Origin of the sequence: Streptococcus sp. 21.1, from assembly GCF_016648635.1 — a bacterium.
Classification (GTDB): Bacteria; Bacillota; Bacilli; order Lactobacillales; family Streptococcaceae; genus Streptococcus.
Window position 1 is genome coordinate 68,306 of sequence record NZ_JACLQL010000007.1, and the last position, 13,161, is coordinate 81,466.

Here is a 13,161-nt window from a genome sequence, read left to right on the forward strand (position 1 = left end):
AATGAAAAATAAACTTAACCCTACACAAAAGCTTGTTCTCTCAGCTATTATCATGGCCCTATATATCGCTATCCTCTTTGTCTCTCAAGCTATTTCCTTTGGTGCTGTTCAGATGCGTCTGGCTACGGCTTTATATGGATTAACCTATATCTTCCCATTTTTGGTTGTCCCACTCAGTCTCGCCAATGCTATTGCTAACTCTTTTGGTGGCCTGGGATTGATTGATGTTGTCGGTGGATTCTGTGCCAGCTTTCTGGCAACTGGTAGCATCTACCTCATCCGCAAAGCCAAGTTGTCAAGCTGGTTTATCGTACTCCCAATCCTACTCGTTCCATCCTTAGTGGTACCTATCTGGCTTAGCGCCTTACTTAAACTTCCTTATCTTGCTCTCGTTTTCAATTTGCTATTAGGACAATTAGTACCTTCAATCTTGGGAGCCGTCCTTGTAAGAGAGTTGTCCAAACGTGGATACAAAGACTGACAGACAAAAGTATCTCTGCAAATTGCAGAGATACTTTTTTAGTAATGATATGCTTTTTCGTAAGCTTCTTTTGGTGTCAGTTTGTCTCCAAAAATAAGTAAACGGTAGTCAACATTAGTAGGATCTTTTTGATAGTCATCAACCCAATCTTGATTCATTTCGAGATAAAGATTATAAGTTCCCAACTCAGTCGAAACAGTACCTATCTTGTAAAAATCTTTATAACGCTTTTGGTTATCCGTTTTTTTCAATTTTTCATATCGATAATAGGTTCTGGCAAAGTCCATGAATTGGAATTCTTTCTTATCTTTGCCAGAGCCCGTTGTTACTTCAATGGTACCTTTGTTATTTGTTAGGTGTAAATCATAAACATAGTCACCATGATTATCTTCATAGAAAATACCTGAGGTGTTATCCTCCTCATCATATAAGGTCTCAATATTTGCATACTTAGCAGCCTGCCAAGCAACAGGGACTCCTTCATATTCACCATCAATCTGTAAACCTAAAAGTGACCAATAATGACCGATATAGAAGGTATTAGACTTATTACGATCTGTCACCAGTTCACCTACCATCTTAAGGTTTTCAGCACCTAGACGATAAGGGTTAGATAGGTAACCAAAGACTGGGAAGAAATAAATGATGACTGTAAAGGTCAAGAGGGTCTTCATATTAATCTTATTGATTGCCCAGAAGAAATAAGCAGCTGAGAACAAGAGAGCGTAAGCAGCCCCGTAGCTAAACTTATGCGCGTGAGCAATCAAGAGCAGAATGAAGAAAATAGGTTGGATAGGACGAATCTTGTGATAGATGATAGAGAAAACGTCCTCCTTGTCTTCCTCAGATTTGAAAATCAAAGACAAGACAATGGTCAAGAGTACAAAGAAGGCACCAAAGCCGAAACCAACATCATTTGGACGGAAGAAATAAGCCAAGATGGACATATCCATCACCAAAAGCCAGACAGCTGCAAATTTAACCATGTTGTTACCAAATTTTGCAGCCGTTTGACTAGGTGCCTTCAAAGGTACCTCAAAGGCTTGAGCAAGTGCTCTTTCTTTGGCTTGACGTTCAGCCTCTATTCCAGCTTTCATTTCCTTAGTACGGCGTTCCTTTTGGAACAAATGGGCAACCTTAGTCGGTTCATCTTGCCTTGACTTAGTGATACTCAAGAAAAGCAAGTACTGCATGGCGAAAATGAGAGCTGTGTTTCCACCGTATTCTAGGAAAGAACCATTCCAAATACTAGAAACAACTGCAAAAACAATGTAACCTCCAAGTGAGATCAAAACCGTCAAGAGCAAATGAATCCAACGATAGCGGTAAGTGTATTTATCGGTTGTATCTCGTCTCAAAAAGGTGTCACGTGGGTAAAGATACCAGATAACGAAGATAAGTTCAATGGCCTGAACTGCTGTTAGAAAACCAACATAGTTGAAGCCAAAAAGAGCTGCTACCACATTGATGAGATAGGAAATAATAGCCAAAACTCGCAGACTGGTGCGCTTAGACAAAAGTCCAATACTCATCAGGGTAATAGTTGAGAAGGCGGAAAAACCAGCGCCCATCTTATTATCAAAGATAAACACATTGACAAAGGCAAAAATCAAGATTCCTAAAAGAGTTAAGACTTGTTTTTGCATTTCTTTTTTCTTTTCTTTCATATTTTCCCTCCTTATGGAAATGATAACGCTTCCGTATTCCTATTTTAACACAATTATACTATTTTTGTCAGATTTGAAAAGACATTCGGATAAACGAATGCCTTTTTCATTAATTATCCATTGCTTCAATCTTAAGGAAAACAAAATCTCCATCAAAGCGTTGAATATACTTTTGAAAGCCTAATAAACTAAAGGTTTCAATCTCATAACGGACCTGATCAACACCATCACTAGTGCTTTCCTCTAGCAATTTCAGTTTTGGAATATCAGACTCCAAGACATCACGGTAGAGACCTTTATACTCAAAGGTAATTCGAGCCCATTCGTTACCAGAAAGCATTGAGAAAGCTTGGTAGCGCACCTGCTCATCTGTAATGAGACGGGCTTGTTGTTCTGGACTGAGCGTGAAGGCGACGTCATTTTCAGATTTATGAATGGTCTGAAAACGATCGACACGGAAATAACGAATTTCAGAGAACTTGTAATCACAACTATAGTTCTCATCCAATTTGTAAGAAATACAGTAGAAATAGTGGTTGTCAAAAATGACTGAAATTGGAAAAACCTTATATTCCTCCACTTTTTCCCCTGGCTTACGGTAACTAAAAGACAAAGGACGTTGGTCCACAATGGCATCGAAAATGGCTGAAATAGCTGGTAAGAGTGACTTATCTTGATCCTGATAAATCTTAAGTCCTTGATAACTATCTAGTTCTAGCTCAGTCAATCGCTTGATACGTCTGCGCTCCTTGTCGTCTACAGCCCTCTCAACAAAGATGTTGATAATTTCTGCTACTTCATCCTTTCGAAGGGCACGACTCTCTAAAAGAATCTTAGATAGGATAACTGCCTGATTGTATTTAAGGTTACCATAGCCCTGTTCATACTGGGCATGATAGGAACCGTATTTTCTAGAATACTTAACCTTCATATTTGGACGTAACTCAGTCAAATTTTCCTTGAGTTCACTCACGTCCTCTTTAAGGGTACGCTCACTTATGCCAAAGCGAGCTAGGTAGTCCGTTTTTGAAATGTCATTTCCCTTTTCCAATTCGGACATAAAATACAAGAGACGTTTGGTTTTTGATGCTGTCATTATAAAATCCCCCTTTATAATCAAACCTCTTATTACTAAAAAATTGCTGTCTAGTTATTCATTATCATAGATAGTCATCCCTAGTAGCGACGAGCCACAGAATTATAGCTCAAATAATAGTCCTTTTTCTTTTCGTTATACTCAAAAGATAGTCTTAACAATTGTGCTTTCTCAATAGGACTATTCTGATCAGTGTAATCAAGATCAACTGACTTATGTATGATTCCTGATGAATGAACATTGATACTTCTCCAGGCCCTTTTTGCCTGAGAATGTTCCCTCACTACCTCAGACAAAGGTGTTGCTGGACCAAGATAATCTTGGTCTTTAGTGCGTAACCGGTTAAGCTGTTCTTCCGACCAATTACTACTATAATTATCAACTACCGTAACGCCATCAAGGGGATAAGTCGCTATTCCACCATCATAGACAAAGCGTCTCTTTTCGTCCTTCACAAAAGAGAGATTAATATACTCATTGCCATCTCCACGGTCATACCTCACCTTGAGACCACTAAACTCCATCTCGACATAATTACCCTTACCATGACTTTTAATAATCGAACGTAAGGTATCAGCCTTGGGTTTCAGATTTTTAAAATCTTCTTCCGTCCAGTTATAAATCGCAGACTCATCTTCGTAGTCTTTGGGATCATCGCTATCAGGTTTATCCTCATCAAGATCTGACTGAGATACCTGCTGAATCAACCTGTATTTTTTCATAGCCCCTCGATAGACAGAACCACCTAAAGTGGCAAAGAAGGATAGTCCAATCAAGCCAACCACGATTGCGGTGAAGAGAAATCTACCTAGCTTCTGTCCCATTCTAAAGAGAATGATAGCAAGGACAAAACATGCCACAATTACAGCCAGATACACAATTATCGGCTTATACTTCCAAGATAAGAAGACCGATTCCCAGCTCACACTTAAGAGTATCAGTGGTAGAACAAGAGTCAAAAAGAAATGCCGCTTCTCAGCTTTTTCCTCCTGAAAAGCAGATTCAAACTCTGGCCCTTTATTACTAAAAGCCGACTCAAAAGCCTGATCACCATTCTTTAGATGATCATCACTTAAATAATGTTTACTCTCTTTATTAAACCTCTACTCCTCTAAATATTCTATATAACAATTTCCCAGTTTTTTCTATTGTAACAAATGAAAGCGTCATTTTCTACAAATATACTAAAAAAGCAACCTATCTTAGGTTGCTTAAAGGTTTAACATTAGTCATTCTCAATCTTTTCAGCTTCTGTACTGAATTTTTGTGCAATGGCTTCAAGAGCTAATTCGTCTGTATCTGGAAGAGTGATGGCATCATCAGAAATCTCATCAATATTTGCATAAAATTCAATATGATTCTTCAGATTTTGGAGATGAATTGGTGCATCACCACCGTATTCGCCATCAAGGTTAATCATCATACGATCATCACTTAGAGGCTCAATATACAGCGAGCTCGTTTTGATATAGGAAATTCTCTTGTCATAGATGTGTTTACCACCTTGGAGAATTTGACGAATGAGGTCAACCAATTCAAAGAGGTTAGCTGTCTTAACCATGATTAGAGTAAATTTACCATCATCCAGTTTAGCATCTGGGGCAATCGTTTCAAAGCCACCAACTGAATTGGTCAAGGCAACGAAAATCATGGAAAGACCACCTTCAAAGACACCCTCATCATGCGTAATACGAACAGGAACCTTCTTAACTTGTGGTAGCAACTCTGCCCCCTTAACAAGGTAGGCCAAATAACCAAGTACTGTCTTTAAGCGACTAGGTACACTATAGGTTAGTTCCGTAAAGGAACCAGCAGCCGCAATATTGATGAAGTATTTGTCATCATAGGCACGGCCAATATCCATCTGAAGGGTCTGATTTTTAGCGATAACCTTGGCTGCTTCAACAGGATTTCCTCTTGGAATCTTCAAGGCGCGTGCAAAGTCATTTGTCGTTCCCGTTGGAATAACCGCCATTTGTGGGCGTTTTTTAAGCGGGGCAACCCCAGAAACAACCTCATTGATTGTACCATCGCCACCAGCAGCAATAACTAAGTCAAAGCCTGCTTTGGCCGCACGAGTGGCCTCATTTTTTGCTGAGTTCTCATCTGGTGTTGTTTGAAAGGCTGACGCTTCAAAGCCAGCACCTTCCAGAATATCCAAGACCTCGGCAACATTTTTTTTCATAATTTCTTGTCCAGATGTTGGATTATAAATTAAGCGGGCACGTTTTTGTTTCATATTGAACTCCTATAAATCCAGCAACCAAGCCTCATCTTTTACTTCAATTCCTAGGCTTTGTGCTTTTTCCAACTTACTTCCGGCATCACTACCAGCAACTACTAAATCTGTTTTCTTAGAGACAGAACCTGTCACCTTAGCACCCAGAGCTTCTAGTTTTGCCTTTGCTTCACTACGTTTAAGATGCTCCAATTTTCCTGTCAAAACAACTGTCTTACCAGATAAGATAGCATCATCTGCCACCTTTTGTCCAAGATAGGACAAATTAACGCCATAGGATTCCAGTTCTTTCATAAGAACTTGAGCCTCCTCCTTAGCAAAATAGCGCTGGATGGACTTGGCAATAACCTCTCCTAAACCATCTACAGCAGCAATAGCCTCGACATCTGCACTGGCTAACTCTTGTAAACTGCCAAAAGCTTCTAGCAACTGCTTACTAACTTTGGCGCCAACATGACGAATACCCAAGCCATAGAGCAATTTCTCTGCAGAATTTTCTTTTGATGCTTGAATGGCTGCGTAAAGTTTTTCAGCCGACTTTTCTTTGAAACCTTCCAATTGAAGGAAATCCTGACTGTTCAAGCCATAGATATCAGCCACATCTTTAACCAATTCAGCTTTAAAGAGCTTTTCAACCACTGAAGGTCCCATACCTGCGATGTTCATGGCATCTCGAGAGGCAAAATGAATCAGGCCTTCCTTAATCTGAGCAGGGCAAGAAGGATTGATACAACGTAGGGCAACTTCATCTTCAAAATGTAAAAGACCACTGCCACAAGATGGACATTGAGTCGGTACTTCCATCGGCTCCTGTGTCGTACGCTTACTCTCTACTACACGAAGTACAGCAGGGATAATATCACCAGCTTTGTAGACAATTACGGTATCACCGATACGAATGTCTTTTTCGGCAATGTAATCTACATTATGAAGGGTGGCCCGACTAACCGTTGTCCCCGCTAATTGCACTGGAGTCAAATTAGCAGTCGGAGTTACTACACCTGTACGACCTACCTGCCAGTCAACTGATAGAAGCTCTGCTTCCTTTTCCTCAGCCGGGAATTTATAAGCAATGGCCCAACGTGGCGCCTTAACTGTAAAACCGAGTTCTTCTTGCATAGCCAAACTATTGACTTTGATGACAACACCATCAATGTCATAGGCCAAGTGATCACGATCTTCTCCAACAGCTTGAATAAAGTCCCAAATCTCATCCATCGATGATGTGACAATGCGTCGTGGATTAACAGAGAAACCGAGTTCTGCCACTTCATTTAAGACATCATTTTGTGTTAGACGCTCCGTTGGACTAGCTTCCTGATAAAGGAAAGTCGCCAAACGACGCTCTGCAACCACTTTGGTATCTAATTGACGAAGAGTTCCTGCTGCAGCATTACGTGGATTGGCAAATTCGGCCTCACCATTTTCCTGGCGTTGGATGTTGATGCGTTCAAACTCAGTCCGTGGCAGGTAACACTCCCCACGCACCGTAATATTAAGAGGTTGGTCCAACTTCAGAGGAATATCTGAGATACGCTTGACATTTTCAGTGATATTCTCACCTACAGAACCATCACCACGTGTCGCACCTACCTGAAGAATACCATCCACATAGGACAACGAGATAGAAAGCCCATCGATTTTGAGTTCAGCCATATAATCAGCATTAGGGAATTCGTCCTTAACCCTCTTATCAAAGGCATCTAGCTCTTCTCGAGAAAAAGCATCCTGCAAACTATAAAGCGGATACTCATGTTGATATTTTTCAAAACCATCAAGTACCAGCCCTCCCACACGATGTGTTGGACTATCTGCTTGAACAAGTTCTGGATATTCAGCCTCCAAAGCTACAAGCTCACGATAAAGCTTATCATACTCGGCATCTGACACTGATGGATTATCTTCCGTATAATACTCTTTTGCATACTGGTTAAGTTTAACAACCAGCTCTTTCATTCGTTTTTCCATAGGAACATTTTAACATAAAAGCAGAAAAAAACGCCTTTACAGACGTTAATTTAGGAAACAAAATCAATAACTTTGGCCAATTTCTTAATAAGAATTGCACCAACTAAGAGAGAAGCCAATTCTCCCATAGCAACAGTGAACCAAGTTGCCCAAAATGGTGCCTGAGTAACCAAGGTCAACTCAGCTGCAATTGTCACCATGAAGAATGAGAAGTAAAAGGCAAAGTAAACATGAGCCTTGTCAAAAAGTCCACCTAAAATATCTTGGTTCTTAAATCGGTCGAAGAAATAAACACCTGAACCGACAAAGACCAGTGTCGAGAGACTTCCGACAACCACATCAATCATGTTAAAGCTAAAGAAATTAGCAATCACACAGCCCAAAGTCACGGCAATGATATACTTGCGATTATAAAATCCTAACAGATTGAACATTTCTGCAATCCGGAACTGGTAGGGACCATACGAAATTAAGTTAAAAGGTGGCACAACAGTCAAGACTACATAAAGAGGTGGCACAACAGTCAAGACTACATAAAGAGCTGCCACAATAGCAATATGTGTTAAATCACGAACAGTTTGTTTTTTCATTTTTCCTCCATAATCATTTTCTTTTTATTATCTACAAAGGATAATATTCCCGTCAAAAGAGCCTGGATCTCACCAAGCTCTCTTTATAATCTAGGAATCATCCTCATCTTTTTTGTGTTTTTTGCTGTCACTACCATCTCCAGAAAAGCTCTGAATAATAGTAATCACATCTCCTCTTCTACTTTTCAGTTCACCTTGTCTAAGCTCTTGATAGGTCGCATTAAAGACGGCCCCCAAAATCAAAATCCTGGCCAAGAAGATGAACCAAAGCATGAAGACGAAAATCATAATGGATCCAAATAACTTGATATCAACTAATCGACTCAAGGTACGAATCACATAAGTTCCAAACAAGTTGCTTAAATAGCCAATCACCAAAGTCGTAAAGATAGTCCCTGGCATGATGTAGCGGATTTTTCGAATCTTCACATTTGGAAGTACAAAATAAAGCACCATCATTCCCAGGAAGACAACTGCAATACTCAGAGGCTGGATACTATTTAAAATAAGCTGAGTCATCTTGGAACCAATAGGATAGGTCTGTGTAATAACTCTAAGGACCGACTGAATAATCGTAGACAGCATTAGTGCAAAGGTGAGCAGGAACAAGATGACCAGACTCATGAAACCACCAACAATGTGACTAATAAAGACATCACGGTGTTCTGAAGCACCATATACCTTGTTAATCGCCTTTTGAAGCGAAGACAAGGACTTAATCATGGTCCAAAATCCCGTCAAAGAGGCAACTCCCAACAACTGTCCAGAAGGTGTCGAGAAGATATCCTGAACAACGTTGGCTGCAGGTGCATAAAACTGCTTAGGAAGGTGCTCATTCATAAACTTCAAGAGATCAGTCGTATCAATATTCAGATAGGGAAAGACATTGGCCGCAATGACAATGAGCGGAAAAACCGTCAAAATGAGATAGTAAGCCACTGCGATAGTTGAAATGTCTATCTCTGCACTACGATAATGCCTAAGATAAACCTGCAATGGGCGCCACTGGAGTTTATCCAAGAGACGGGCCATTAAGCCTTGTCGTTTCATATTAGTAAGTTCTTTCTTCGCCTTGAGAAGTCAAAATTACTGGACCATCCTTAGTAATAACAAATTGGTGTTCATATTGACAAGAAAGTCCACCGTCGAGAGTTTTGTGAGCCCAACCAGTTTCAAGGTCCGTATCAATTTCCCAAGTACCAGTGTTAATCATTGGCTCGATAGTCAAAACCATTCCTTCTTTGAGACGGAGACCTCGTCCGGCTACCCCATAGTTTGGCACCATTGGCTCTTCGTGCATTGTTGGCCCAACTCCGTGTCCAACCAAATCACGAACAACACCGTAACCACGACTTTCAGCGTATTCTTGGATAGCCGCCCCGATATCACCGATACGGTTACCGACTACCGCTTGTTCAATACCAAGGTACATAGCCTCACGTGTTACTTCCATAAGTTTTTTCACTTCGTCAGATGGCGTTCCAATCGCATAAGCCCAGCATGAGTCAGCCAAACCGCCTGAATATGATTCCGTGTATTTTTTAACCTGAGCAACATTGTCAAAGTCCAATTTTGACACATCAAGGACTGACTTATCAATAGGTTCTGACAAGACCATATCAACTTTCAAGAGGTCACCATCTTTCAAAATATAGTGACGTGGAAAGGCATGTGCCACTTCGTCATTAAGGCCACAGCATGTCGCATAAGGGTAATCCATAATGCTTCCCTCAACTCCAATCTGAAGGGGAAGGACATTCTCTTCTTTACAACGACGACGCACATATTCTTCTACTTCCCACATGTCTACTCCTGGTTTCAAGAGATCACGTAGACCAATGTGAATGCTAGCAAGAAAATCCCCTGCCCTATCCATTGCTTCAATTTCACGTGCTGATTTTAATGTAATCATTGTTTTCTCCGTTTTCTTTATATCTTTATTTTTTTATAAGTTTCTAAGTTTTCTTAACCACAACAACTGATTTGCAGACGGTATGATTTCCGTGAGTAACCATAAGGTCCAGATGGGCTCTACGTCTGGTTTCAGCGATAATACTTGGTGTAATCGTCACCTTATCATCGATCTGAGCTGCCTGAAGAAAGTAAAACATCATCTCTTCAATCACAAGACCATTTTGTTCCTGCTTTTCCATGATACGATAGACAACCTCTTTAACCATCTCTGCAAGAACACCCTGAGTGAGGTTTCCAGAATTGTCAATCATAGTGGGCTCGACCTCAAAGCTGAAAGCATGCTTGTCCTGGTTTAGGTTAGCTATCATTTGATCACTAAAGGTGTGCAAGTTGCCACGATTATTGTCCTGAAGTTCTTCCAAAACCTGACGACGTGTGATAACACCTAGATAGTGTTTTTCTTCATCCACAACAGGAATGATATCAAAGTCCTCAAAAATCATCTTTTGGGCCACAGTTGCCAGACTAGTCTCAAGTCGTGTCACCGTCGGCTTGGTCATTATTGCCTTGAGCATGGTCGTCGGTTGCTGATTAGACACATCTCGCATGGTTACAATCCCAATCACCTTGTCAGCCTCAGACAGAATAGGAAAACGCACCAAGTTCGTCCGTTTCACCAAATTCTGAAAATCCCTGACTGTCATTTCTGGAGTCATGTAGTTGTAGTCTTCTCGTCTGGTATAGACTTGAGCTACAGTCTTGATGTCTGTTTTGATACGGACATTCGAAAGTGCCTGGTTAATCATGGTTGCCACGGTAAAAGTATCGTAAGTTGTTACCATGACTGGAAATTGCTTCAAACGTGAAAGCTCTTTAACCCTATCGGAAACCTGAAAGCCCCCCGTCACTAGAATAGCATTATTGTGTTCTAGGGCAAGCAATTGAATATCCTCACGGTCCCCAACAATAAGAAGATCTCCTTTGGTTAGATAACGGGTGATATTCTCAATAGTCATGGCTCCGATATAGAACTTACTGAAGACACGTTCCAGACCTTCATGACCAGATATAACCTCAGACTCTGTAATCTCCGCAATCTCCGCAAAGGTCAGCCTATCAAGGCGAACCTGGACTTTCTTTTCAATTCGAACCGTCCCACTCCGAGGACGTGTCTCAACCAACCCTCGATTTTCAGCTTCTTTAATGGCTCGATAGGCAGTTCCATCAGAAACCTGTAAGTGATTCGAAATACTACGCACACTAACACGCTTACCGATAGGTAAGGCCTCTAGATAATCTAGAATTTCTTGATGTTTACTCACAGTTCTCCTCCTTCTCAAAGCGGAGATAATCACGCATGGTACGGGTGTATCGGTCTGCTCCCTTAAAGCGGGACACAAGTTTAAAGCCAGACTTCTCCGCTACACGAATCGATGCCTTATTTTCCAAGTGGGCAATAAGAATAATACGATCCATTCCCACAGCTGTCAAAGCCAAATTTGACAGACAAGTAACTGCCTCTGTCATTAAGCCTCTACCCCAGTATGAGGCATTCAAAAAATAGCCAAGCTCTGCAGTCCGTTTCTGGACATCTATCTTTTCAAAACGAACGACGCCAATCATCTTTTCTAACTCTTTATCTACAATAGCCCATACACCTAGAGGCTCCTTCATAAAGTAATGAACCAAAAGGCAATCCGTTTCATGCTGGGTTTGAGTGGCAGGAAAGAAAAATTGTAGATTCTGAGGATTTGATACAATTTCGTGTAAATCAAAACGATCCAAAAAGATGAGTGGTCTAAAAGAAAGGCGCTCCGACTCAAAGAAGGCAAAAGCACCCAGACTAGTCCAAATATCCATGATAGTATTATAACACAGTTTTAGAAATGGAAAAAGGCTCAACCACTAGGGGTTGAACCTTAGACTTAATCTTCAATCAAACGAATATCTGCACCAAGGTCAGAAAGTTTCTCAATGATATTTGAATACCCACGAAGGATAAACTCAATATTGGTAATTTCAGTTTGACCTTCTGCCATAAGACCTGCCGTAACAAGCGCAGCACCTGCACGCAAATCACTGGCTTTTACTGGCGCACCTGAGAGTTGCGTTGGACCACTGTAAACAATTTGTCCACCGAGTACCTGAATATCAGCACCCATACGAGCCAATTCAGGAACGTGGTTCACACGCTTCTCATAAATCGTATCAATAATTTTTCCTCGACCACTTGCTTTCAGTAACAAAGGTGTCATCGGTTGTTGTAAATCCGTCGCAAAACCTGGATAAGGCGATGTCTTAATGTCAATAGGTTTTAAATCACCTTGCTCTTCAACAAAGATGGCATCTTCTTCAACTGTCATACGAACACCCATTGCTTCAAGTTTAGCAATAAAACTCTCAAGGTGTTCATAAAGAACATTTTTAACCTTAATTCCCTTACCGATAGCCGCGGCCATAGCAATGTAGGAACCCGCTTCAATACGGTCTGGAATAACCTGATGACGAGTGCCATGTAAGCTCTCTACACCTTCAATCGTGATGACTTCTGTACCAGCACCACGAACACGTGCGCCCATATTGTTAAGAAGAGTTGCTACATCAATAATCTCAGGTTCACGCGCCGCATTCTCAATGACCGTACGACCGTCAGCTTTAGCCGCTGCCAACATGGTATTAATCGTCGCTCCAACACTGACCGTATCCATGTAGATATGAGCACCCTTAATGCGTTGACCAGCATCAGTCGCAATACGCATAGATTCGTCTTCATAGGAAATGCTAGCACCCATCGCTTCAAAAGCCTTAAGGTGAAGGTCAATAGGACGTGGTCCCAAATCACAACCACCAGGCAAGCCTACTGTTGCTTGACCGTAACGTCCAAGCAAGCTACCGTAGAAATAGTAAGAAGCACGAAGACTGTTAATCTTACCAAATGGCATTGGCATATCCTTAACGCCTCGTGGATCAATTTCGAGTGTTTCGCCATCACGCTTAACAGAACCACCCATTACTTCTATAATTTCAATTAAGTTATCGACGTCGCTGATTGCTGGTACCCCGTCAAGAGTAACCACTCCATCAGATAAAATGATGGCCGGAATCAATGCAACAACTGAATTTTTAGCCCCTGATACTGTAACTTCTCCCTGAAGTTTCTTACCACCGTTGATGATAATTTTACGCATACTGTTCAATCTTTCTTA

Annotated in this window: 12 protein-coding genes; 1 reads left to right on the plus strand and 11 read right to left on the minus strand. The window is 41.1% G+C overall.

The genetic code is table 11. The features are described 5' to 3' along the window. Nucleotide 1: 1 nt before the first annotated feature. Nucleotides 2-481 carry a QueT transporter family protein gene (locus tag H7U01_RS06540; protein WP_037601574.1) on the plus strand — a complete coding sequence of 160 codons (480 nt, stop codon included), beginning with the start codon at nt 2-4 and terminating at the stop codon, nt 479-481. Nucleotides 482-519: 38 nt separating this feature from the next. Here H7U01_RS06540 and H7U01_RS06545 read toward each other — a convergent pair whose 3' ends face one another. The 11 genes from H7U01_RS06545 to H7U01_RS06595 form a co-directional block, all read right to left on the minus strand. After that, complete coding sequence (locus tag H7U01_RS06545; RefSeq protein ID WP_201041310.1) at nt 520-2,148, minus strand: hypothetical protein; 1,629 nt, start codon at nt 2,146-2,148, stop codon at nt 520-522. A 109-nt stretch (nt 2,149-2,257) separates the two neighbouring features. Then, nucleotides 2,258-3,244 (minus strand): helix-turn-helix transcriptional regulator, encoded by a 987-nt coding sequence (locus H7U01_RS06550; protein WP_201041311.1) that lies wholly within the window; start codon nt 3,242-3,244, stop codon nt 2,258-2,260. Between the two features lie 80 nt (nt 3,245-3,324). Beyond that, a complete protein-coding gene (locus H7U01_RS06555; protein ID WP_253183505.1) occupies nt 3,325-4,068 on the minus strand; it encodes a hypothetical protein in 744 nt (247 codons plus the stop codon). A gap of 401 nt (nt 4,069-4,469) precedes the next feature. Beyond that, nucleotides 4,470-5,483 (minus strand): diacylglycerol kinase, encoded by a 1,014-nt coding sequence (locus tag H7U01_RS06560; protein ID WP_037602836.1) that lies wholly within the window; start codon nt 5,481-5,483, stop codon nt 4,470-4,472. Between the two features lie 9 nt (nt 5,484-5,492). Continuing rightward, nucleotides 5,493-7,451 (minus strand): NAD-dependent DNA ligase LigA, encoded by a 1,959-nt coding sequence (gene ligA / locus H7U01_RS06565; RefSeq protein ID WP_201041312.1) that lies wholly within the window; start codon nt 7,449-7,451, stop codon nt 5,493-5,495. A gap of 50 nt (nt 7,452-7,501) precedes the next feature. Then, a complete protein-coding gene (locus H7U01_RS06570) occupies nt 7,502-8,041 on the minus strand; it encodes a QueT transporter family protein (RefSeq protein ID WP_201041313.1) in 540 nt (179 codons plus the stop codon). Nucleotides 8,042-8,131: 90 nt separating this feature from the next. After that, entirely contained in the window at nt 8,132-9,091 is a 960-nt protein-coding gene (locus H7U01_RS06575; RefSeq protein WP_201041314.1) for a YihY/virulence factor BrkB family protein, read from the minus strand. 1 nt (nt 9,092) lies between these two features. Then, complete coding sequence (locus tag H7U01_RS06580; RefSeq protein WP_004183173.1) at nt 9,093-9,953, minus strand: methionyl aminopeptidase; 861 nt, start codon at nt 9,951-9,953, stop codon at nt 9,093-9,095. A gap of 43 nt (nt 9,954-9,996) precedes the next feature. Beyond that, nucleotides 9,997-11,277, minus strand: coding sequence for a CBS-HotDog domain-containing transcription factor SpxR (gene spxR / locus H7U01_RS06585; protein ID WP_201041315.1), 1,281 nt, complete (start codon nt 11,275-11,277; stop codon nt 9,997-9,999). Continuing rightward, the gene (locus tag H7U01_RS06590; protein WP_070655515.1) at nt 11,270-11,815 is read right to left on the minus strand and encodes a GNAT family N-acetyltransferase; all 546 of its coding nucleotides are present in this window, start codon (nt 11,813-11,815) and stop codon (nt 11,270-11,272) included. The genes spxR and H7U01_RS06590 overlap by 8 nt, the downstream gene beginning before the upstream one ends. Nucleotides 11,816-11,880: 65 nt before the next feature. Next, nucleotides 11,881-13,143, minus strand: coding sequence for a UDP-N-acetylglucosamine 1-carboxyvinyltransferase (locus tag H7U01_RS06595; RefSeq protein ID WP_070655514.1), 1,263 nt, complete (start codon nt 13,141-13,143; stop codon nt 11,881-11,883). Nucleotides 13,144-13,161 lie beyond the last annotated feature (18 nt).